Source organism: Nostoc sp. DedQUE02, from assembly GCF_034531035.1.
GTDB lineage: Bacteria > Cyanobacteriota > Cyanobacteriia > Cyanobacteriales > Nostocaceae > Nostoc.
Window position 1 is genome coordinate 1 of the sequence record NZ_JAVRBY020000084.1, and the last position, 24756, is coordinate 24756.

16 protein-coding genes and 1 pseudogene are annotated in these 24756 nt (G+C 40.8%); 13 read left to right on the top strand and 4 right to left on the bottom strand.

Annotated elements, in window-relative coordinates; all coding sequences use genetic code 11:
• From RMX98_RS32960 to RMX98_RS32970, 3 genes and pseudogenes are all read left to right on the top strand, one after another.
• Positions 1–108, top strand: a pseudogene (locus RMX98_RS32960) (photosystem II protein D2); the annotation flags it as partial.
• Positions 92–1483, top strand: a complete 1392-nt coding sequence (psbC, locus tag RMX98_RS32965; RefSeq protein ID WP_322679414.1) for a photosystem II reaction center protein CP43 — start codon at positions 92–94, stop codon at positions 1481–1483. The pseudogene RMX98_RS32960 and the gene psbC, both read left to right, overlap by 17 nt.
• A gap of 135 nt (positions 1484–1618) precedes the next feature.
• Complete coding sequence (locus RMX98_RS32970; protein WP_322671257.1) at positions 1619–1804, top strand: PCP reductase family protein; 186 nt, start codon at positions 1619–1621, stop codon at positions 1802–1804.
• Positions 1805–1914: 110 nt separating this feature from the next.
• Here the strand turns inward: RMX98_RS32970 and RMX98_RS32975 are convergent, their stop codons facing one another.
• Positions 1915–2751, bottom strand: a complete 837-nt coding sequence (locus tag RMX98_RS32975) for an SWIM zinc finger family protein (RefSeq protein ID WP_322679415.1) — start codon at positions 2749–2751, stop codon at positions 1915–1917.
• Between the two features lie 934 nt (positions 2752–3685).
• Between RMX98_RS32975 and RMX98_RS32980 the strand changes: the two genes are divergently transcribed.
• Positions 3686–5833 carry a beta strand repeat-containing protein gene (locus RMX98_RS32980; protein WP_409881816.1) on the top strand — a complete coding sequence of 716 codons (2148 nt, stop codon included), beginning with the start codon at positions 3686–3688 and terminating at the stop codon, positions 5831–5833.
• 605 nt (positions 5834–6438) lie between these two features.
• Here the strand turns inward: RMX98_RS32980 and RMX98_RS32985 are convergent.
• A complete protein-coding gene (locus RMX98_RS32985; RefSeq protein ID WP_322679417.1) occupies positions 6439–9699 on the bottom strand; it encodes a DEAD/DEAH box helicase in 3261 nt (1086 codons plus the stop codon).
• A 140-nt stretch (positions 9700–9839) separates the two neighbouring features.
• Here RMX98_RS32985 and RMX98_RS32990 point away from each other — a divergent pair, with 140 nt between their 5' ends.
• The 5 genes from RMX98_RS32990 to RMX98_RS33010 all read left to right on the top strand — a co-directional run bounded on the left by RMX98_RS32990 (position 9840) and on the right by RMX98_RS33010 (position 17031).
• Positions 9840–10385, top strand: a complete 546-nt coding sequence (locus tag RMX98_RS32990; protein WP_322679418.1) for an N-acetyltransferase — start codon at positions 9840–9842, stop codon at positions 10383–10385.
• A 101-nt stretch (positions 10386–10486) separates the two neighbouring features.
• Complete coding sequence (locus RMX98_RS32995) at positions 10487–12643, top strand: polyribonucleotide nucleotidyltransferase (protein WP_322679419.1); 2157 nt, start codon at positions 10487–10489, stop codon at positions 12641–12643.
• 591 nt (positions 12644–13234) lie between these two features.
• Positions 13235–14641 carry a DUF2079 domain-containing protein gene (locus RMX98_RS33000; protein ID WP_322679420.1) on the top strand — a complete coding sequence of 469 codons (1407 nt, stop codon included), beginning with the start codon at positions 13235–13237 and terminating at the stop codon, positions 14639–14641.
• A gap of 162 nt (positions 14642–14803) precedes the next feature.
• The gene (gene ovoA, locus RMX98_RS33005) at positions 14804–16141 is read left to right on the top strand and encodes a 5-histidylcysteine sulfoxide synthase (protein WP_322679421.1); all 1338 of its coding nucleotides are present in this window, start codon (positions 14804–14806) and stop codon (positions 16139–16141) included.
• Between the two features lie 38 nt (positions 16142–16179).
• Complete coding sequence (locus tag RMX98_RS33010; RefSeq protein ID WP_322679422.1) at positions 16180–17031, top strand: sterol desaturase family protein; 852 nt, start codon at positions 16180–16182, stop codon at positions 17029–17031.
• Between the two features lie 425 nt (positions 17032–17456).
• Here RMX98_RS33010 and ilvC read toward each other — a convergent pair whose 3' ends face one another.
• Complete coding sequence (gene ilvC, locus RMX98_RS33015) at positions 17457–18452, bottom strand: ketol-acid reductoisomerase (protein WP_322679423.1); 996 nt, start codon at positions 18450–18452, stop codon at positions 17457–17459.
• A gap of 347 nt (positions 18453–18799) precedes the next feature.
• Between ilvC and RMX98_RS33020 the strand changes: the two genes are divergently transcribed.
• From RMX98_RS33020 to RMX98_RS33035, 4 genes are all read left to right on the top strand, one after another.
• Positions 18800–19732 (top strand): DUF4349 domain-containing protein, encoded by a 933-nt coding sequence (locus tag RMX98_RS33020; protein ID WP_322679424.1) that lies wholly within the window; start codon positions 18800–18802, stop codon positions 19730–19732.
• A 234-nt stretch (positions 19733–19966) separates the two neighbouring features.
• On the top strand, positions 19967–21322 hold the full coding sequence (locus tag RMX98_RS33025; RefSeq protein ID WP_322679425.1) for an NAD(P)/FAD-dependent oxidoreductase: 1356 nt from the start codon (positions 19967–19969) through the stop codon (positions 21320–21322).
• Between the two features lie 156 nt (positions 21323–21478).
• Positions 21479–22714 carry an LL-diaminopimelate aminotransferase gene (locus RMX98_RS33030; protein WP_322679426.1) on the top strand — a complete coding sequence of 412 codons (1236 nt, stop codon included), beginning with the start codon at positions 21479–21481 and terminating at the stop codon, positions 22712–22714.
• A gap of 153 nt (positions 22715–22867) precedes the next feature.
• Positions 22868–23506: a Uma2 family endonuclease gene (locus RMX98_RS33035; RefSeq protein WP_322679427.1), complete on the top strand. Its 639-nt coding sequence runs from the start codon at positions 22868–22870 to the stop codon at positions 23504–23506.
• 159 nt (positions 23507–23665) lie between these two features.
• Here the strand turns inward: RMX98_RS33035 and RMX98_RS33040 are convergent, their stop codons facing one another.
• Entirely contained in the window at positions 23666–24649 is a 984-nt protein-coding gene (locus tag RMX98_RS33040; RefSeq protein WP_322679428.1) for a helix-turn-helix transcriptional regulator, read from the bottom strand.
• Between the last annotated feature and the right edge of the window lie 107 nt (positions 24650–24756).

Below are 24756 nucleotides of genomic sequence, written 5' to 3' on the forward strand. Positions count from 1 at the left end.
AACATTTTGCTCAACGAGGGTATCCGCGCTTGGATGGCTCCTCAAGATCAACCCCACGAACAATTTGTATTCCCTGAGGAGGTATTACCACGTGGTAACGCTCTCTAATAGACCAAATATCTTAGGCGGCGCTGGACGCGACCAAGAATCCACCGGGTTTGCCTGGTGGTCTGGTAACGCCCGTTTAATCAACTTATCTGGCAAACTGCTGGGTGCTCACGTTGCCCACGCTGGTTTGATTGTATTCTGGGCTGGAGCGATGACTTTGTTTGAAGTCGCTCACTTCATTCCTGAAAAGCCCATGTATGAACAGGGTTTGATCCTGTTACCTCACCTAGCCACTCAGGGCTGGGGTGTTGGTGCTGGTGGTGAAGTCATCGACACCTTCCCCTACTTTGTTGTTGGTGTACTCCACCTAATTTCCTCAGCCGTCCTTGGCTTTGGCGGTATCTATCATGCCGTCCGTGGGCCAGAAACCTTAGAAGAATACTCTTCTTTCTTCGGTTACGACTGGAAAGACAAGAACAAGATGACCAACATCATCGGGTTCCACCTGATTATTTTGGGATTCGGTGCATTGCTGTTGGTAGCAAAGGCAATGTTCTTTGGTGGGTTGTATGACACCTGGGCACCAGGCGGTGGTGATGTTCGGATTATTACCAATCCAACATTGAACCCAGCAGTTATCTTCGGTTATGTAATCAAGTCTCCCTTCGGTGGCGAAGGCTGGATTATCAGCGTCAATAACTTGGAAGATGTAGTCGGTGGTCACATCTGGATTGCCTTTATCTTAATTTCTGGCGGTATTTTCCACATTCTTACCAAGCCTTTTGCTTGGTCACGTCGTGCATCCATCTGGTCTGGTGAAGCTTACCTCTCTTACAGCTTGGGCGCTCTGTCGTTGATGGGCTTCATTGCCTCCATCTATGTTTGGTTTAACAACACCGTTTACCCAAGCGAATTTTACGGCCCTACCGGCCCAGAAGCTTCTCAAGCTCAGGCTTTGACCTTCTTGATTCGTGACCAACGCTTGGGTGCTAACGTCGGTTCTGCCCAAGGCCCCACTGGTCTAGGTAAATACCTGATGCGCTCTCCAACTGGTGAAATCATCTTCGGTGGTGAAACCATGCGCTTCTGGGATTTCCGTGGCCCTTGGTTGGAGCCTCTACGTGGCCCCAATGGTCTTGACTTGGAAAAAATCAAGAACGATATTCAGCCTTGGCAAGCTCGTCGCGCTGCTGAATACATGACTCACGCTCCTCTGGGTTCTCTGAACTCCGTGGGTGGTGTGGCTACCGAGATCAACTCTTTCAACTATGTATCTCCTCGCGCTTGGTTGGCAACTTCTCACTTCGTACTAGGATTCTTCTTCCTAGTTGGTCACTTGTGGCACGCTGGTCGCGCACGGGCTGCGGCTGGTGGTTTTGAGAAAGGAATTAACCGTGATACTGAGCCAGTGATGTTTATGGACGACCTAGATTAGGTTGTAAAGTTTATTTCATCACTGACAACTAAATAATTTAGAAGCTCTTGCATAAAAGCAAGGGCTTTTTTTATAGGAAAATGAGTAATCGTAATCTATGAATTAAAGTGAGCGACTTCCCAAGGTAACTAATCTATGAACGATTCCAATTTTATTGATGCTTTACGATGGACATCTGAAGCTAAAGAAAAGTTACAAAATATTCCGTTTTTTGTCCGCTCTCAAGCTAAAGCCAGAATTGAACAGCTGGCTCGTGAAGCAGGGCAAGATGTTGTGACTGCTGATTTGGTAGAACAGGCTAGGCTTGAGTTTGGACAATAAATCAGGAATCAGAATACAGAAGTCAGAATTGGTAAATACTCTACCATCAAGGCATAGAGTTTTAACACGAGAAGATTCCAGTCAATTTAATTCATAATTACGAATTATTATCAGCTTCCTCCCACATTCATCGCTGCTAAAAAAGCCTTCTGACTGACATCTCTGTAAACTGTATTCAAATGCTTCATTACCACATCACTCGAAGTTGAATTTACTGCATTTTCCTCTTCCTTCGCTAGGGGGATTGCTCCTAATACATCTAATACCATTTCGCTTGTGGACGGTGCAATCACTACCAAGGATGACTCTAGTGGCTCATTGTATTGCCAGAAAGAATCAATTTTTACTGAGTATTTGTTATTAGGAATTGACTGTTGAATATCTGGCGTTTCTGTGGTAATTGGTTGAATTTTGGCACTACGTAACTGACGTAAATCGCTGATAATTTGCTCTTTGGTGCGTCCGCGTAATTGAAATAATACAAACGGGTCTTCACTGAAGCGATCGCCTAACTGATAATACAGCGCACCAATGTGTTTACAAGGATTTGCTTTATCAGGACAAGAGCATTTACTATGGACATCACCAAGGGTAAATGGAAATATTGAAAGACCATTAGCTGTGAATACTTCTTCTATATTTTGCGGCATTTCTCCTGCTAGTAATTTTGCAGCAAAAATTGCTCTTTGAGACATGGTTTCAATTACATAACCCCATTGTTCATCACTAAAAGGTTCAAGGGAAAGAGAAACTTTATAAGGTTCTACTTCACTACCTTGCACCCTAGCCAATACTTTTGCACCTTTAAATTCAATGCTCAAAACATTTCCTTGACGAGCATAATTTCTTGCACGTTCTAAACGCTTTTTAAAACGATAGGAATCTAGTAAATCTAGCCATTGTTGTGACCACCATTCTCGACTTGCTTGAAGAGTATAATTGGTCATGGTTGCTTCGCTCAAAGTAAAAGGAACTAGAGATTGAGGACTGGTTAAAAAATCCGTAGGCGCAAGCCGCCGTAGGCATTGCACTTCTTAGACGAATAAAATAATTATAACTTTACCCTAATTTTGTTCTTTACTAAGAAGTATTAGCCTTTAATCTCAACCACAGCCATCAGATCCATTAGCAATGTCTCAAGCATTTGAGAATTTTTGAGAACAGAGGTCATTTGACTGCTTTGCGCTTTAGAGCCGGAAGCACTAATCTCTGCGTTCGCAGGTTTCTTGTTTACAAACGTTATATCAGTCCGTAATAGCCTTCGGCAAGATTAACTATCAAAAGATTAATACTACATAAACAAGGTATTTTTACATAAATTTATCAGCAAATAATGTGAAGAGTATACAAAGATGTGTCTTTAAGCAAAGATATCTAAGTAAAAATGGTAGTATATGGTCAGTGTTGGGTTATTTAGATGTTCTCTATTTTCAAGCTAGATATCTATGCACAGAAGCCTACAAGGAGGGTATAAAAATATCTTTTCCGAACAACACTTGACTATTTTTTCTTCTACTAGAACTTAGACGCTCGCAAGAAACCAAATATCGAGTGTGAATTTTGGGCGTTGCTAATTCCATGTATGAAAATGATTTTGCATAATACCAGAATCCTTGTAGAGACGTAGCAGTGCTACGTCTCTACATCCAGATTCATACTTCAATTCAACAACGCCGAATTTTAGGTATTCAATTGTCAGATTTTTTAACAAAGTTGGAGATTTAATTCCCCTGTCTTTACAGGCGACAGGCTTTGATGCCTAATTAAAATCTCGGTTACAAAACGTAATTGGATTAGTGAGGCACGAGCGTCATCGCAAACTGGTTTAATCATCCTTGTTCAGTTAAATTACTGAAAAAATTGATTTAGTAGGTAAAATTTATGGCGAATATCATTGGAACCAACGGGAATGATACTTTAGTGGGCAGCGAGTCTGAGGACACGATTAAGGGTCTTGCAGGCAACGATATCATCACAGCTAACCGGGGCTACGATACCTTAACTGGTGGCGGCGGCAAGGATACATTTATTTACAATTTGGGTGACAATGCTGATACCATCACAGATTTCGGTGGCGTGGGTAAAGGAACAAACCCAACGGCAGCAGTCATTGCCGAAGTGGATACCATTAAATTTCAGGGCTATCTCTTCACTGCCCGAAATATGCTGCTCACCCAGAATGGCAGCAATCTAGAAATCACCTTTGAAGGAGCAGGGAGTGATGCCAAAGTTATCTTGCAAAACTTCAAATTAGAAAACTTGGAGAACCTGAAAGCTTCTGGTACAAGACCAGCTATTGGCAATATCCTGTTTGATGGGCAAACTAGCATCACCGACAGCTTTAATGTCCTCAATGCCAATTCCACTGATACTACTATAGGTATCAAGAACACGGTGACTTTCCTTAATGACCTCGACAACAACATTACGGGTTTAGATAACTCAGATGATGTCATTAATGGTCAAGGCGGGAATGACAAAATCGACGGCAAAAGTGGCAACGACTTGCTGCGGGGTGGTACGGGAAATGATACTCTCATTGGTGGTGCAGGGAATGATACTCTAGTTGGTGATGCGGGCGCTAACCTGCTTTCTGGTAGCGATGGCAATGATTCTCTCTCGGTCTTTAGTTCCTACAACTATGGCGATGTAATATCTGGCAATAATACCGTCAACGGTGGCGCTGGTAACGATACATTGAATGCTGAATCTTTAATAGGCAATAACCTCCTAGATGGTGGCAGTGGCAATGATTCTATCTCGGTCTTTGGTTCCTACCACTACGACGAGGTGGTGGTATTTGCCAATAACACCCTCAACGGTGGCGCTGGTAACGATCGCTTGAGTGTTGATCAATCAGAAAGCGATAACCTCCTAGATGGTGGCGATGGCAATGATTATATCTCCGCCTCTGAACGCGATGAAGGCTATGGCGATGAGGTGTCTGGTAATAACACCCTCAACGGTGGTGCTGGTGATGATAAGTTGTATGCTGAGTTTTCAACAGGCAATAACTTACTGGATGGAGGTAATGGAAATGATATTCTCTCCGTTTATGGCGCTTCTGGTAATAACACCCTTAAGGGTGGTGCTGGTAACGATTACTTGAGTGCTAGCTATATATCAAGAGGCAATAACCTCCTGGATGGTGGCGATGGCAATGATTCTCTTTTTGCCTCTGGCAACTACAGCCGCAATCCTTCTGGTGATAACACCCTTAACGGTGGTGCTGGTGACGATTACTTGAATGTTGATCAATCAGAAGGCGATAACCTGCTCTCTGGGGGCGATGGCAATGATTCTCTCTCCGGCTCTACCTATGGCCCTACCCGTGGAATATCTTCTCAGAACACCAGTGGCAATAACACCCTTAGGGGTGGTGCTGGTGACGATAACTTGAATGTTGATTATTCATCAGGCAATAATCTGCTCTCTGGAGACAATGGCAATGATTATCTATCCGCCTCTGGCTACAAGTATGATAATGTCGGCCAAGGAGGCTATCGCAGAGCGTCAGGCAATAACACCCTCAACGGTGGCGCTGGTGCCGATAACTTAATTGTTGATTATTCAACAGGCAAGAACCTACTCTCTGGGGGTGATGGCAATGATACTCTCTCCGCTTATGAGGCATTAGGCAATAATACTCTTTATGGTGGTAATGGCAATGATATTCTCATAGGTGGAAAAGGTAATGACACCCTCTATGGAAATGATGGTACTGATACCTTTGCTTTCAATAGTTACAATGGAGGTGTTGATAATCTTTATGACTTCAACGCCACTAATGAACTGATTCGGGTATCGGCTGCTGGTTTTGGTGGCGGATTATCAATAGGTTCACTTAAGACAAGTCAGTTTACCATCGGAACATCTGCAACCACTAGCACTCAGCGATTTATCTACAACAGCGCTACAGGTGGACTGTTCTTTGACCTTGATGGTAGTACATCTGGGTTTACTCAGGTAAAATTTGCACAACTAAGTGCTGGATTGTCACTAACCAAGGACAATTTTGTGATTGTTTAATCTTTATTAGCATGGCATTACTAAGCGGTACGGTCTGCGAGGTGCTATTTTTAGCATCTCGCATTCTATTTTGAGGTAAATCAAATGAAAGGGATGCAGAGTTTTGCTAAATATTGCAAGATGAGATGTAGAGTTATGTACGGTGCGATCGCTAACTTATACTGGCTCACTAGTTATCGCCATTTTATTGTTCGTCACCCTAAATGTAGAAGCCGTTCTTAGCAAGATTGAAATATTCATCATCAACATTGCAACATTGATAAGCAACATTGCAATATTTCTCATCAACATTACAATATTCCTTATCAATACTGCAATATTCGTCATCAACATTACAATATTGATAAGCTATATTGTAATATTTCTTATCAAGATTACAATATTCCTTATCAATACTGCAATATTCGTCATCAACATTACAATATTGGACATTGGGCATCCCTTTGATTTACTTCGATTATGCCCAGTAGAAATCGCTCTGCGGATATGACATGATATCAAGTCCGGGTAATTATTTATGATTCCCACACTCCACCGTAGGCATCGCAATATCTTAATAGCTTGCGACACCAAATAGTCTTTCTAGTTTTTACATGATTACGAACTTATTCCGCATCATCATCAATTATTGCACTGCGATCGAGTATTAGTAAGTTGCGAAGTTGGTCTGTATCCAGTTCAGTCAACCATTCTTCACCAGCACCTACAACTTGTTCAGCTAGTTGTTTCTTACTTTCAATCATGTCATGAATTTTTTCTTCTAAAGTGCCTGTGCAAACAAATTTATGTACTTGCACATTCCGGGTTTGACCAATCCGAAATACTCTATCTGTGGCTTGATTTTCCACGGCTGGATTCCACCATCTATCAAAATGGAATACATGATTTGCTCGTGTTAAATTTAGTCCGACTCCACCCGCTTTTAGAGAAAGAATCATAATTGGTGGCCCTTGAGGATCGTGTTGGAAACGGTCAATCATTTCCTCACGTTGTTTTTTGCTGGTGCTGCCATATAAAAAGAGTATTTCTCGTCCTAACTGTTTTTCTAAATAGGGTTTAAGTAATTTACCCCACTCAGCAAATTGTGTGAAAATTAAAGCTCTATCGCTTTCGGCTAAAACTTCTTCTAACATTTCTTCTAGCCGCAGAAGTTTGGCTGAATTATGTTGTTCTAATGTCGCTTGTTTCAAATATTGTGCTGGGTGATTGCAGATTTGTTTGAGTTTGATTAACAAAGCTAAAATCATTCCCCGGCGTTGCAATCCTTCAGCAGATTCTATCTCTACTAAAGATTGTTCTACAATTTGTTGATAAAGTGCAGCTTGTTCGCTAGTTAAACCGCAAAATACGGTCATTTCTTGCTTATCTGGTAAGTCTTGAATTATGTCGCGATCGCTTTTCAATCGCCGCAGGATAAATGGCTGGACTAATGAACGTAACTGAGTCAAAGAAGCGGTATCACCATACTTTTCAATTGGCATGGCAAATCGACGCTGGAAAAATTGCTTATTGCCTAAATAGCCAGGATTGAGAAAATCTAAAATAGACCATAGTTCTTGCAGTCTATTTTCTACGGGTGTCCCCGTCAACGCAATGCGAAATGTCGCTTCTAACTCCCGCACTGCTTTTGACTGCTTCGCCTCTGGATTTTTCACATTCTGGGCTTCATCTAAAACAATTATTTGCCAAGAGACACTTTGCAACGATTTGATATCTCGATGAAGCAGTGAGTAGCTGGTGACGATTAAATCGTGCTTTTTCACTGCTTCTAAAAACGCTTTTCCTTTTGGGCGTTTGTCACCGTGATATTGCAAAATTTTCAGACTTGGTGCAAATTTCTTAACTTCCCTTTCCCAGTTGCCTAAAACAGAAGTTGGACAAACTAACAGTGTTGGATTTTCTAGTGTATACTCTTCTTTGAGATGTAGCAGAAAAGCTATAAACTGGACGGTTTTACCGAGTCCCATGTCGTCGGCGAGACACGCACCCAAGCCCCAACGTTCTAAGAAGGACAGCCAAGCAGCACCACGTTCTTGATAAGGTCGCAACTGTCCTTTAAAGCCTGCTGGTGTGGGTAAAGATGCGATCGCTTGATTATTGCTTAACGCCCCAATCAACTCTTGCAACGCCCCAGATGCCTCAAAGCTAACCACTGGTAATTTTTCAATTACCTGGGTATCTCCTGTACTGAAACGCAAGGCATCTTCCAAGGAAAGCGCCATTTGGTCTTTGCGAGTGGTAAAAAACGTTTGGGCTGTTTTGATATCTTGGGGGCGCAATTCCACCCACTCGCCGTTAATTTCCACTAGCGGACTATTTAAAGCAACCAGTTTATCAAACTCGGCTTTGGAAATAGTCTGTCCACCAATTGCCAATTGCCATTGGAAATTCAGCAGACTTTGTAATCCTAAACGTCCCTGCTTTTTCTTTGGGGTTTCGGCTGTAATTTTCAAACCTAAACGGTTCGCCCATCCTTCACGGTTCGCCAAACTGGGAGGCAAAATTACTCCCAAACCACTGTCTTCCAACCTCCAAGCTACAGCTTTGATAAACTCATAAGCTTGGATGGGGGAGATGCGAGAAGATTGGGGATATTCGGTTTCAAAACTAGGTGCGATCGCAGGATACAATCGAGACGCTACCCCTAAACCTCGCAAAAATGTTTCTTGTGGTTGGTCAATTATCCGATTTTCATAAACTAATCTTTCAACTGGATTGTTCCAAATAGTTGCTGCATCCACTAAAAACTCTGGATTGTCAGCCGCTTGCAAAAAATACGCCAATGTCCAATCTGTTTCGCCAGACTCTGGAGAACGCAGTTGAAAACAGGTACGAAATAGAGTTTTCAGAGTTAATTGGTATTGTAGCGGCATCATCCAAGCCTTCAGTGCCGCTTCTAATCGTTCTACTTCATTTGCATCTGCATTAACTGAATCAGATGCACTAGTTAAGGCTTGCAACCACTGTCGTACCCCAGATTGTAAAGATGCGATTGTCTTAGCTTCAATTGGAGGTTGAGAACCTACCATTTCTCGCACTTGGGCATCTATCGTACTGTTGAGAAATCCCAAAAGTAATTCTTGAGGTTCTGTGGGAAAGTCTACATAAAGTAGGGATTGGGAAAACTCCTCCCCAATCCCCACTTCCTCTTGATAAGTGCGACAAACCAACGGTATATTCCCAGAAAATCTTTCTAGGCGGGTTCCATCTACAGCACTGTCTAGAAGTACTCGCCACTTAGCAGCAAATGCACCATCTGATTGTCGGTCAATTGTTGGTAAAAACTTACAACGTGAGATTAAATCTAAACTCCATCGGGCAACCTGCGACCAAAAGCGTAAATCTCCACCCAAAAAAGCATCTTCCCCTTTAGCAGCATTTAGGGGAATCGCGGCGAGAAATTTTACTGCTTGGCTGGGGTTGAGACAAAAACCCTCAACTCGCCACGGTTGCAAATATTGCGGAGAGTCTGTATTTTCCCCCAAGCTGGCAGAATGTGCAGGGAAAATCGCTGTTGTTTCTTGATCGCTACCTTCTGGGATATAAGTTGGTAGGGCAATGATTTGAGAGTGTATTGGTATGATCTCAGTGGTAGTGGCGGCTTTGCGTGTTCGCTTAGTAGTTGCGATCGCTTTGCTTGCCGCAGGCATCGCAACTTGGGGTTGCTGGATGAAGTTGGTAATTGCCATGTTCTGGGAACGCAACCACTCACTTAACTCAACTGATGTCATCGCCAATGGGTGTAGTGGTATATCTCCAGAAGCATTAGACTCGAAATTTATTCGTGGCGATCGCCAAGTTTCACCCCAAATAAATAAACAACCATTTTGACTTTTTAGTAACCAATTACAGTGTAAAATCGCCATTTGCTAATTACTTATATTTTGCCAAAACTCAATAATTAAAATTGCAACTATCTGATTTTTACATCTTTTTGAAAAGATTTTTAGTCAATATTTCCATATAATAAGTATTTCAGTAAATGTTCAGCCCAAACTTCTTAATAATGAATTTTCCCCTAATTAAAGTTTTAAAGAATGGGATGTTTGTAGAACTAGATTATATGCATCCTCAAGAGGAGGAGGTTGTAAGAGCATTACTCAATGTTGTAATTATTGAAGGTAAAACCTATCCCCAAAAGCAACCTCTATCTCAAGCAGAATTTTCAGCTTACTGGTTAAGCAAGGATGCCTTTGTTGTCAGGACATCGGTTGTAAATCCTACACACAAGCCAAAAGAAATATTAGGGGCGTTTTATTTAAAGCCAAACTTTCCCGGTCGGTGTAGCCATATTTGCAACGCTGGTTTTATTGTACAACCTGGATTACGTGGTCAGGGTTTAGGACGGTTCATGGGAGAGGCGATGCTATTGATAGCAGCAAACCTGGGCTACGAAGCAGTAATGTTTAACTTGGTCTTTGAGACTAATATACCTTCAATTACACTTTGGCAGTCGTTAGGATTTGAGATTATTGGGCGAATTCCGGGCACGGCGAAGCTAGAGAATGGACAGGTGGTAGACGCGCTAATCCTGTATCACACTTTGCGTTGAACGACTTGTTTATCTTTGTATGTAACAGAAGTCAGCCATAAGGCATAAATGTTAGGATTGCCACAGAAAGAGAATAGCGAAAGAGAAGGAAAAAAAACTGAATGGCAGAAGTTGATAAGTCAATATCCTTCGATGGAAGGGATATTCGACTGAAAGTAGGCCTACTAGCTCCCCAGGCAGGTGGGTCGGTTTTGATAGAATCAGGGGACACATCCGTTTTAGTGACGGCTACGCGATCGCAAGCCAGAGAAGGCATTGATTTTCTTCCCCTTACTGTAGATTATGAAGAAAGGCTATATGCCGCAGGTCGGATTCCTGGAGGGATCATGCGGCGAGAAGGTCGCCCACCAGAAAAAACAATTCTCACCAGCCGTCTTATAGACCGTCCCCTGCGTCCTTTGTTCCCTTCATGGTTGCGGGATGACCTGCAAATTATTGCCTTAACCCTGTCGATGGATGAGTTAGTGCCACCCGATGTGCTGGCAGTTACTGGTGCTTCCATTGCTACCCTGATGGCTCAGATTCCTTTTAATGGGCCAATGGCAGCAGTTCGCGTTGGTTTAGTGGGAGATGATTTCATTATTAACCCCACTTATGCAGAAATTGAAGCCGGAGATTTGGATCTGGTAGTAGCCGGTTCACCAGATGGCGTAATCATGGTGGAGGCAGGAGCCAATCAGTTGCCAGAGCGAGATATTATCGAGGCAATTGATTTTGGCTACGAAGCAGTGCGAGACTTAATCAAAGCGCAGCAAGATTTAGTAGCAGAACTGGGTCTAGTAATAGTGCAAGAAGCACCACCAGAAGTAGACCAGACGCTAGAAAATTATATCCGCGATCGCGCTAGCGGCCAGATTAAGAAAATCCTGTCTCAATTTACTTTCACCAAACCCGAACGCGATGCCGCTTTAGATGTAGTTAAGGATGAAATTGCCACGACGATTAAAGAACTGCCAGAAGAAGATCCAATTCGAGTTGCTGCAACTGCAAATAGCAAGGCACTTGGTAACACTTTTAAAGATATTACTAAGTACTTCATGCGGCGGCAAATCATCGAAGATGATGTTCGCGTTGATGGTCGTAAACTCGATGAAGTGCGACGTGTTTCTTGTTTAGTTGGTGTCTTACCAAAGCGAGTCCACGGTAGCGGTTTATTTAACCGAGAACTAACTCAGGTGTTATCCACTTGTACTTTAGGTACGCCTGGAGATGCCCAAAACCTCAACGATGATATGCAGCTAGACCAACATAAGCGTTATCTGCATCATTACAACTTTCCGCCTTTCTCAGTTGGGGAAACCAAGCCAATGCGTTCTCCAGGAAGGCGCGAAATTGGTCACGGGGCATTAGCAGAGCGAGCGCTATTACCTGTGCTACCCTCAAAGGAACAATTTCCCTACGTAATTCGCATCGTCTCGGAAGTACTTTCCTCCAACGGTTCTACTTCAATGGGTTCAGTCTGCGGTTCCACCCTCGCTCTGATGGATGCTGGTGTACCAATTCTCAAACCCGTTAGTGGCGCAGCAATGGGTCTGATTAAGGATGGGGACGAAGTTAGAATCCTCACCGACATTCAGGGCATTGAAGACTTTTTGGGCGACATGGACTTCAAAGTTGCCGGTACAGATACCGGAATTACCGCCTTGCAAATGGATATGAAAATCTCCGGTTTGTCTTTGGAGGTTATAGCCCAAGCCATTCACCAAGCCAAAGCAGCTCGGTTGCACATTCTAGAAAAAATGCTCGCCTGCATTGACACGCCACGGATTGAAACCTCACCTTATGCCCCACGTCTGTTAACAATCAAGATTGATTCAGACATGATTGGTCTGGTCATCGGGCCTGGAGGCAAGACTATTAAGGGCATTACAGAGGAAACTGGTGCAAAAATTGACATCGAAGATGATGGCACCGTCACAATTTCTGCTGTGGATGAGAACAAGGCCAAGAGAGCCAGAAATATCATCCAAGGCATGACTCGCAAGTTGCATGAAGGAGATGTCTATGCAGGACGCATTACTCGGATTATCCCGATAGGTGCATTTGTGGAATTTTTGCCTGGAAAAGAAGGGATGATCCACATCTCACAACTAGCTGACTACCGCGTTGGCAAAGTTGAGGATGAAGTAGCGGTGGGCGATGAAGTGATTATCAAAGTGCGCGAGATTGATAACAAGGGTCGGATTAATCTCACCCGCTTGGGTATCCACCCAGATCAAGCAGCAGCAGCAAGAGAAGCTGCGGCGGTGAATCGGTAACTCGATTTGGGATTTTAGATTAGATTAAATCTAAAATCCGCGATGCCTATCGTGAAGGCATCGCCGTATGCTTCTCTAATTAACGCTTTTTCATCACTCTCACCACAAGAAAAGAAAAAATATTCATATTTATTATTAAGATATTTAGATACCGCATCATATTCTATTTATTGGCGTTGCATATTTGCGGGATGTTTTTTAATTTTTGCGAATTCATAAACCTAATTCCTTCGCGACTTTGCATCTTCGCGGTTCAATAATTCATCCCTGTTTTATGCAACGCCGATTTATTTATATACTTAGTGTAAGAAACCCAATCAATAAATGTGAACCCGAATCACCCCACCCCCTAAAGCTGCGCTTTGTCTCCCCTGCCTTTACCAAGTGGGGTGGGGTGCAATGAATGTGGAAATCATAACTACTTATGCGGACATGAGATTGCCAATTATCCTCTAGGAATCTTGCAAGAACTGCAAAAAAACTAAAATTAAATTTTAAATATCAAGATTTTTGGACGTATACCTATTTGTGAAATAATAGTAATAGTTAGGATTATTCATCCTAATCATCTCTGCGAAAAAATCAAATAGTGTGAGAAATAAATCTGGACTTATTTATATCAGTTGGATAATCGGCATAAGTGCCTTAATCTTATTTGTTTGTAGCAGTTTACGACATCAATTATTTCAATCAAATGCTTTAGATTTAGCTCTCTTCGATCAATGGGTATATCTAGCAAGTCAAGGACTACCTACAATTTCATCATTCTCTGGCTTTCAAATGATCGGGGATCATGCAGCTTTTATCTTATATCTAATTGTGCCATTTTATAAAATCTACCCCAATGTACATTGGCTATTTGCAATCCAGGCGATCGCTTTAGCGCTAGGATGTTTACCCATATATGCCTTAAGTTTACAAGCTGGCTTATCTATAAATTATGCACGAGCAATTTCTATTTCCTACATACTCTATCCTTCTTTATTTAACACCAACTTTTTTACTGATTTCCGTCCAGAAGCAATTGCTGTCCCTGCCTTATTATGGGCAACATGGGCAGCAATTAGCAATCGAACTTGGCAATTAATTATAGCTATTGCTTTAGTCCTAAGTTGCAAAGATATTTTAAGTTTAACCGTAATTGCTTTCGGAGTCTGGTTGTGGTTTATCCAGCATCGACGTATTTATGGAATTGGTTGTATTCTCACAGGTGCGGTTTGGTACTTGTTCACTGTTGGTTATCTCGTCCCAATGATTCGAGGTGGTCAAGCAGATAGGGTTGTATTTTATAATTCTCTAGGTGATTCTCCCAAACAAATCATTTGGAATATTATTTTTAATCCTAGCTTGATTTTAGGAAAATTTTTTGCACCGGAAGCACTCTTTTATTATTTATTACTTTTATTACCAGTAATTATTGGATTACACTGGCGACAGATGACGACGATAATACCAGCTTTACCAATGTTTTTGCTGAATATTATCTCTGATTATTCAGCACAGCGAGACTTAGTTCACCATTATTCTTTAACAATTTTCCCATTTCTAATTGTTTGGTTATTGTATTCAATATGGCAGTACCAGCAAGACAAAAAAAGACGTTGGCTAAAACCGCGTTTTTTAATAGTTTGGGCTATAATTACATTTTTGGCATTGGCTAAGTATGAATTTTTTGTAACACGTTATTTATCAAGTCTGTCAAATCTTAACTCTCTGAATACAGCAGTAAGTTTGGTTAAAACCCAAGGAAGCGTTTTAACAACATCAAGAATTGCTCCTCATTTGAGCCAACGCCAAACTATTAATTTAATTAATACAGATAGTAAACCTAATGATATAAGTAGTAAAAATATTGAATATGTATTACTTGATATCCGAACTAAAAATCTGAAAAATAAACTTGGGTTCAATCCAGAGTTACCCAATCAACTCAAAAATAACCAAGGATTTAAATTAATTTATCAACAGGATGATGTCTATTTATTTAAAAAGCAGTAAGGTAGTGGTTTGGGTTAATTCTTTATCAAACTTAAATTTTGCTTTTTTAAAGTTTAATTTTAGTAGACATCTCCGTAACCTAAACAGAGTATGACGCACAGTAACAAATGAAAATAAATTTTCATTTTGGACATTTTTGTAAAAATTAATTGAAATAACACTATGAACAGTTTTCACTCTATTTATCCGCCAAAACTAGATAGTTGTAATAACCAAGTTATCTTCGATTACTTTGAAAATTCTTGGCAACTGGAAGATATGTTGTTGAAAAGCCTGGTTGGCGAAGACACATTCTATATAAATCCCGATCCTTTGAGGAATCCACTAATTTTTTATCTGGGACATTCGGCTGTTTTCTATATCAATAAATTAATTCAGGTAGGATTATTAGAAAAACGCCTCAATCCCAACTATGAAATCCTGTTTGAAATCGGAGTTGATCCAGAAATACCAGAGGAATTAAACCAAGCGATCGCTCATTTGGAATGGCCGCAAGTTGCCCAAACTTGGGAGTACCGAGAACAAGCATATTCTGTAATTTCTGAACTAATTAAAACCATCCCAATTACTCTGCCAATTCATCCCAATCATCCTCTTTGGGCTTTAATGATGGGGATGGAACACCAGCGTATTCACATTGAAACTTCTTCGATGTTAATTCGCCAACTACCAATTGAGAGAGTGAAACGTCCTCAAAATTGGCAATATGCTCCTTTTAATGGTTACACTCCTCAAAATGAAATGATAGAAGTTGCTGGTGGGGTAGTAAAACTCGGCAAAGCCTTTGACGATCCGACTTATGGATGGGATATTGATTATGGCGATCGCACTGTTGAAGTTGCACCCTTTTTCGCCAGTAAATATTTGATAACTAATGCCGATTTTCTTTATTTTGTAAAAGCTGGTGGCTACGAAAATCAAGAATATTGGGATGAAGAATCTTGGAATTGGAAAACTCGATACGGTATTCAATGCCCTAAATTTTGGTTACATGAAAATGGTAGCTACAAATATCGAGCTATGTTTGATGAAATTGACTTACCTCTAGATTGGCCTGTGGAAGTCAATCATTATGAAGCAATGGCTTATTGTCGTTGGCAAGGGAAAGATACTCGTTTAATGAGTGAAGCAGAATACCATTTAGTAACTTATGGTAATAGTTTATTAGATGATGTAGAAAATTATAACCTCAATTTAAAATTTGGCTCCCCTAGTCCAGTTGGGATGTTAGAAACAGCCAAAAGCTCTTCAGGATTGTATGATTTGCGTGGGAATGTTTGGGAATGGTTAAGTAATAACTTAAACCCGCTTCCAGGATATCAGCCTCATTTTCTGTATGAAGATAATTCTGCGATATTTTTTGATGATAAACATCAAATGATGTTAGGAGGATGTTGGATAACTAATGGTACAGAAGCTTTAAAATATTACCGCAACTGGTTCCGTCCCAATTTTTATCAGCACGCTGGCTTTCGGATTGTTCAAGATATTAAAGATTAACAGAATATGTCTCAGTCACATACTATAAGGTTACAGAGATGCCAAAGATTTTGAATTTCTGTTCTGATATCGAATTTTATCTCAAGATTGCTATTAGTTGCACGCTTGTTCAGCAGATATTCTATTTGCTTTTAAATAATATCGAGATCGACTTTATAACGCAGGTGCTGTTATACTGGTTAATTGGTTCTATCTCATTTTATAGTATTGGCATTTTCATTGAAAAAAAAATCAAAAGTAACGATGTTTTAAGAGATAAGCTAACGGCAAGAGTCAAAAAAGTCAAAAATCAAGAATTTCCTTCTTTTACTGTCAAAGGCATCATTACAGGAGAAATTAAAGCTTTTCTATCAGCATTAATAATGCTATATCTAGCTCCAGAAGTTCATAGAGGAAATAGCTTACTCCTAAACCTTGGATGGTTTTTGATGAGAATAGTTGCTGCTGATTTCTGTTTTTATGTTGCTCATCGGCTCTTACACACAAGATTCTTGCAGAAAATCCATCTTAAACATCATGAGTTTCGCGACTCATCAAGTTTTGTTGCTGGGCATAAGAGTTTTGTTGAATATATTATTGTTGCGATCGCTGACGTTTTGCCTATTTTTATATTTGGATATGACATCACTCAACTATGTGCATGGAACGTTATAGGCAATGCTTACAACCTAGAAGGTCATAGTTCTTTGTCAATAATTTTTATTCCATCAGATTTCCACGATCTTCATCACACTTGCTTTAATGGAAACTATGGCATTCAGGGATTCTGGGACAGAGTATTCAACACGCTAAATCCTCCTACTAAGAAGCCAGGAATTCTATTTCCTATGAGTTTGATAGAGTATATAACTATTAAGTCATCTATTAATAATGACATTGAAAAAATATAATTCAACTAAAAAATATACTATAGCGTATCGTAATTATACAAGGGTCTTAGGGGTCGTGACGATCCAAATACTGGGGTAAGAAACAATCAGTTTGGAGGATATGACTTCGTTGCTTTGGGCGATATCGAAGCACGTAAGGAGATTACCTGGGACTACGAAACCACTGAATATGAATCAATTGCTATCTCCCGGTGCTTGTGCAAATCTCTATCCTGTCGAGGAAAAACATTAAAATTCAAATTTCGAGAACAAATGTTGCTCGGTACTTATGGAGAGTACATTGCAGATTATCTCAAAACTCAAAGCAAATGATGTTTAGACATCTCTAGAAATTAAATATGCTGTAACCAAAACTCTTGTAGAGACGTAGCACTGCTATGTCTCTACATTCTTTTTTTTGGAGATGTCTGATGTTATTTTTTTGCTTAAGCTTTTTTCAACCAGCTAAACATAGCGCGTAAATCTTTACCAACTTCTTCAATTTTGTGTTCAGCTTCTTTACGACGCATGGCGGTAAATCCTGGTTTACCAGATTGGTTTTCCAAAACAAATTCCCGCGCAAATTGTCCAGATTGAATTTCGTTGAGAATCTTCTGCATTTCAGCTTTGGTTTGTTCGGTGACAATCCGCGGGCCACGGGTATAATCGCCATATTCAGCCGTGTTAGAAATACTGTCGCGCATTTTGGCTAAACCGCCTTCTACAACCAAGTCAACAATCAGCTTGACTTCATGCAGACATTCAAAATAAGCCAATTCTGGTTGATAACCAGCTTCTACCAAAGTTTCAAATCCGGCTTTGATTAAAGCACTCAAACCACCGCACAATACCGCTTGTTCGCCAAATAAATCGGTTTCAGTTTCTTCGCGGAAAGTAGTTTCGAGAACACCGGCGCGAGTACCACCGATACCTTTAGCGTAAGACATGGCGCGATCGCGTGCCTGACCACTGGCATCTTGATAGACTGCAAACAACGCTGGTACACCTTCACCACTTTCATAAGTCCGCCGTACCAAATGCCCCGGCCCTTTTGGTGCTACCATCACCACATCTACATTGGCTGGTGGTACAACTTGCCCAAAGTGAATATTGAACCCGTGGGCAAAAGCTAACACATTCCCTTCTTCTAGATTGGGTTCAATCTCGTTTTTGTAAATTGTTTTTTGGACTTCATCAGGTAACAAAATCATGATGAAGTCAGCAGCATTGGCCGCATCTGCAACATTTTTCACAGTTAACCCAGCTGCTTCAGCTTTTGCGACTGACTTACTACCCGGATATAGTCCCACAATCACATTCAAACCACTATCTTTGAGATTGAGAGCATGGGCATGACCTTGGGAACCATAGCCGATAATAGCAATAGTTTTTCCAGCCAAAAGGTCTAAATTGGCATCTTCGTCATAATACATCCGGGCCATAGAAGCATCTCCTGTCAGCAAGCATCGTCATTTATTGGCAGGCTTACGATTGTACCCCAAATTGAGTAACACAGATGAATTATCAATCATTCAATTTGTCTCTTTGGACTGGGCAGGGGAGCAGAGGGGCAGAGGAGCTGGGGAAAAGGTTATGGTTCGGCAAGCTCACCAACCAGGTTAAAGGGAAAAGGAATAAATTTAATCTTTCCCCTTTTCCCCTTACCCTTTTCCCTTTACCCAATGCCCAATGACAAATGACTAACCCTGTTACATAAATTGCAACAATACAGGCTTTGAGTTCTTATTCAGTAATACTAGGGTTAACTTCATCTATCTAGGGGTAGATTATGTATACTGCGACCAAATTACCGCGCACATCTGCTTTATTTATAAGTGCGTTATTGGGAGGGATGATTTTCACTAGTTGCGCCTCTTCCCAACAGACAGCAAATAAGTCTGCACCTCAATCTGCACCTCAAATTGCAGCTAATAGCGGGGTAAATCAATTAAGTGCCCGTGAAAGCAGTATTTCCCAAAATGCGGAAGCTGCACCAATAGCGCGTTCTCGTCCCCAACTGATCAAAAAGGCAGCAATCTCTTTGACTGTCAACTCTGTAGATAAGACTATTGATGCTGTTTCGCAAATTATCAATCAACAGCAAGGGGATTTAATCGGGTTGAAACAACAACAACCCAAAAACGACAACCCGCGTTATACAGCAACAATCCAATTGCGGATACCAGAGGATCGGCTAGAACCTACTTTAGAACAATTAGCTAAATTGGGCACTGTTGAGAGTCGTAATATCACTGCTGAAGATGTGGGCGATCGCCTCGTAGATTTCCAAGCTAGATTAACGAATTTGCAAAAAACTGAAGCCAATTTGCAAAAAATTATGGATCGGGCTGGTTCTGTGAGAGATGTGCTTAGTGTTTCCCAAGAACTGAGTAATGTCCGACAAACCATAGAACAAATTGATGCCCAACTGAAAAACCTCAAAAATCAAGTTGCTTATTCCACGATTACGCTGAACCTAGAAGCAGCAGTTTCTAGTACCAGCCCTCAACCTGCTTTGGGTTTGCAAGTTAAGGAAACTTGGAATAACTCTACCCATTCTTTAAGGGCATTTTCTGTTGGCTTACTGAAACTGGGTATTTGGTTAATTGTTTACAGCCCCTATTTGTTAATTTTTGTTGCTGTTGTCTATGGCTTTAGGCGTTGGCGGCGAACTCATTCACCACGTTTGACACAAACACCAGAGTCAACTATTTCTGAATAAACTCGCATAAATTCTACATTTACCTTTGATAAATCTACATAGATAAACAAAAATTGAAAGATTTCAAACTCTTATTGTCTGTACCTTTCTCTTAAACAATTTTGTTTATCCTGTAGTCTCGATTACTTTAATACTTTTTCAAATGTAAAGAGCAATACAAAATATATGATGACAATTTTGATACAAATCTGTTAAGAATAGTTACAATAGTCGGCATACACGATAATATTTCTTATGGTAAATTCACTTGACAAAAATCCACCCCATAAAGTAGTAATCGTTGGCGGTGGTTTTGGTGGACTTTATGCAGCAAAAACACTCGCCAAAGCGGCAGTAAACGTTACTCTGATTGATAAACGTAACTTTCATCTATTTCAACCCCTTTTATATCAAGTCGCCACAGGTGCGCTATCTCCTGCTGATATCTCCTCACCGTTGCGTTCTGTTCTCAGCAAGAGCAAGAATACAAAAGTGCTGCTAGGAGAGGTGAATAACATCGATCCAGAATCAAAACAAGTGATGGTAGGCAGCGAAGCAGTACCTTACGATACGTTAATTGTCGCCACAGGTGCGAAGCATTCCTACTTTGGCAAAGACAACTGGGAAGAATTTGCTCCCGGCTTGAAAACTGTAGAAGATGCGATAGAAATGCGTAGCCGAATTTTTTCGGCCTTTGAAGCCGCAGAAAAAGAAACCGATCCAGAAAAACGCCGCGCTTTGTTAACTTTTGTAATTGTGGGTGGTGGCCCGACTGGTGTAGAGTTAGCTGGTGCGATCGCCGAATTAGCAAATCAAACTCTCAAAAATGATTTCCGCAACATCGACACCTCAGAAGCCAGGATTTTGCTATTAGAAGGGCTGGATCGGATTTTGCCACCCTTTGCACCAGAGTTATCACAAGAAGCGGAGGCATCCTTGACGCGCTTGGGGGTAGTTGTGCAGACAAAAACATTGGTAACAAATATTGAAAATGATATTGTTACCCTCAAACAAGGCGATGAAGTTAAAGAAATTGCCTCAAAAACGGTATTATGGGCAGCAGGTGTAAAAGCTTCCGCAATGGGAAAAGTCCTAGCAGAACGCACAGGTGCAGAATGCGATCGCGCTGGACGAATTATCGTTGAACCTGACTTGAGTATTAAAGGACATCCGAATATTTTTGTAATTGGCGACTTAGCAAATTTTTCTCATCAAAATGGTAAACCCTTACCTGGTGTTGCACCTGTAGCCAAGCAAGAAGGTGAATATGTAGCAGAACTAGTCCAAAAGCGGCTTGTAGGTAACAATTTGCCACCCTTTGCTTATACCGATTATGGTAGTTTGGCAATGATTGGGCACAATTCTGCTGTAGTCGATTTCGGCTTTATGAAGCTGAAAGGTTTCGTTGCATGGCTGTTTTGGCTATTGATTCACATCTACTTCTTAATTGAATTTAACAACAAATTAGTAGTAATGATTCAGTGGGCATGGAACTATTTCACCCGTAATCGTGGAGCAAGATTGATTACAGGACAAGAATCGCTCACTGAGATTGTAATTAGCGATCGCAACAGTTATTCAGCTGAGAATAAACAGCCGGTAAATGTCTAATTGGGAAGAGGTGATAGGTGACAGGTTACAGGTGATAGGGAATAATTTGTACCCTGTAACCTTTACCCTATTCCCTTCTTCACTCCCCATAACAAAGTTATCGCCCTCATAAATTAGCAGTAAGCTATTTGAGGGCGTTTTTTCATAATCTACATAATGGCGACTATTAACGACAACTACCTGAAGCTGAAAGCGGGTTATCTGTTTCCAGAAATTGCTCGGCGGGTGAATGCCTTTGCCGAAGCGAACAGTGATGCTAAAATTATTCGGCTGGGCATTGGCGATGTTACCGAACCTCTACCGGAGGCTTGCCGCACAGCGATGATTAAAGCTGTGGAAGAAATGGGCGATCGCACCACCTTTAAAGGCTACGGCCCTGAGCAAGGCTACGCTTGGTTACGCGAGAAAATTGCTACTCAAGATTTCCAAGCACGAGGAGCCGACATAGATGCTTCCGAAATCTTTATCTCCGATGGTTCCAAGTGCGACACTGGCAATATTCTAGAAATCTTTGGTCATAACAACACTATAGCCGTTACTGACCCAGTTTACCCTGTGTATGTAGACACTAACGTGATGGTGGGAAATACTGGGGATGCCAACGATAAAGGCGAATTTGAGGGTTTAGTTTATCTACCAATTACAGCTGATAATAACTTCACCGCCGAGATTCCCTCAAAGAAAGTCGATTTAATTTATCTCTGCTTTCCCAATAACCCCACTGGCGCAACTGCTACTAAGGAATATCTCAAAGCATGGGTGGACTATGCCAAAGCGAATAACTCGATTATTTTCTTTGATGCAGCCTACGAAGCTTATATTACCGATCCGTCGCTTCCGCACTCAATTTATGAAATTGAAGGTGCAAGAGAAGTTGCGATCGAATTTCGGTCTTTTTCCAAGAATGCAGGTTTTACAGGAACCCGTTGTGCGTTAACCGTTGTACCAAAGACACTCACAGCAAAAGCCGCCAATGGTTCCGATGTCGAACTATGGAAACTCTGGAATCGTCGCCAGTCTACCAAATTCAACGGTGTTTCTTACATCGTCCAACGGGGAGCCGAAGCGGTTTACTCCGAAGAAGGACAAGCACAAATCAAAGGATTGGTGAGTTTCTATCTCGAAAACGCCAAAATTATCCACGAGAAACTCACAGCCGCTGGATTATCAGTTTATGGAGGCGTGAATGCACCTTACGTTTGGGTGAAAACTCCTAATGGTTTATCCAGTTGGGAATTCTTTGATAAGTTGCTGCAAACTGTCAACGTTGTGGGGACACCTGGTTCTGGCTTTGGTGCTGCGGGTGAGGGTTACTTCCGCATATCAGCGTTTAACAGCCGGGAGAATGTCGAAGAGGCGATGAAGCGGATTGCTGAGAAGTTTAAAGTGTAGAGCGATCGCTTTTAGCCACTTTTGTTAAACTCATTCTATTAATCTGAAGGTTACGGTGGGCTGTATTATCCACCGCAACCTGATAGATTTTGAATTTTGAATACTTCGACAAGCTCAGTACAAGTTTTGAATTTTGAATTGGAGCGAAGCGACGTGACTGCTGCTATCCCCGTTTTAAAAGCTGTTAGCCAGATGCAGTTAGCGCCTGGTAGCATAGTGACAATTCCAGATGTTAGCTGGGAAGAATTTGAATCTATTTTACAAGAATTGGGAGAAAAAAGAACTACCCGAATTGCCTACAGCCAGGGTACTTTAGAAATTATGGCTCCTTTACCAGAACATGAAATACCCAAAGATTTAATTTCTGATATTGTCAAAATATTGCTGAAGGCTAAAGATATCAGATATCAACCTTTTGGTTCCACCACCTTTAAACGACAAGGTGTTGCAGGAGTTGAACCTGATGCTTGCTTTTATATTCAGAATTATCAGCAAATGATTGGTCGTCGCCGCTTACAACCTGATGATCCGCCGCCTGATTTAGCAATTGAAACTGATGTCACATCAAAAACTACTCTTGATGCTTATGAAGCCATTGGAGTTCCAGAACTATGGGTTTACGATAGTGGAAACCTTTCTATTTATTTACTGAGAGATGGGAAATACATAAAATCTGATACTAGTCCTAATTTTGAGGATATAGCGATTACTGAAATTATCCCTGCTGCCGTAGAACGTAGTTGGCAAGTAGGAAGTTTTCAAGCTTTAGAAGAATTGGAAGCGAAGATTTAGGAAATGATCGAGTAATTCGGTGCAAACTTACTTCACGGCAAAGTATATAAACACATTATACGTTAGTGGGACTTAAACTTCGATTTTGTAGAAAGTGTGATGTCTACAAAAAGCCGCTTTGTATCTATACATTTCGATAAAAATTAGATAAATAGCAGGTTATGTGGAAGTATGTAATTCCTTGATAGGAAGATAAGGAGAAATATCTCTCAAATTCAAAAGTTCAGGTTCAAACGCGCAAGCTATCTGCCAAAATTTAATAGCAGGTACTTCAATTAATGCTATTATATGTTCAAGATTCAGAAACATAGTGCTACCTTCCTCATCATACTCTTGTATAAATCTTGTACCTTGATGTGCTTCAGGATATATACTTGGATCTCCAGCAATATTTCGCAAAGTTTCTAAGTTTGAATAAAGCTCTTCATCTAAATAATGAGATGTTTGAGTTCCATCGAGCCAGTAGACTTTAAGGTAGCTAAATTCTTCCCATGAATCACAGTTATCATATTTTGCTTGTAACTCCTTTTCAATAGACTGAATTACCTTAACTAAAGTCTCAGAAATATTAAATGTTGCAGCAATATCTTCAACAGTTGCATTTGGCTCATCAAGAATATCCCAATCAGTCAATACTCGATAAATTTCAGGATGGTAGAATATAGGAGATTCTTCTTTAGCATCAGTATATAAATCACATATTTTTAAAGCTTTTAAATTAACAAAAATTATATAGTTATTCATTGTCTCAATATCCATCCACTGAAACTGATGGACTGGCTCATCTTCTGGTTTTTGTAAATACCAATAAACAGACTTAGCTGCCTGCTTATCAATTGGATAATCAAGTTCTTCTTGAAGCCCTTGGAGTTTAAATTTTATACCTCCAAAATGATAAATTATATCTATATCTGATTTAGCAAAAAATGAGCCAGGATAACCAGAACGCTTTTGTTTAGAAACTCCTATAATTTCGTCAATTGAGCAATTAAGAATAATTGCGAGGTCTTTCAGTGCCGCAGGGGGAATTTCCATTTTACCTTTTTCCCAAAGCTGAATCGTCTCTTGTGTTATTTTGAGCATTTCAGCTAAAGAAGCGTGAGATAAGTTTCGCTCTTTGAGTATTTGCTTTAGCTTATTCATGTATAAATTTTATCACTAAATATTTTTTGAGTTCAGGACTTACGCAACTGTCACAAGCAATGGCGCGGTGTAGCCGCGCCGCGCGCCAAGCAACTACACGATAAACA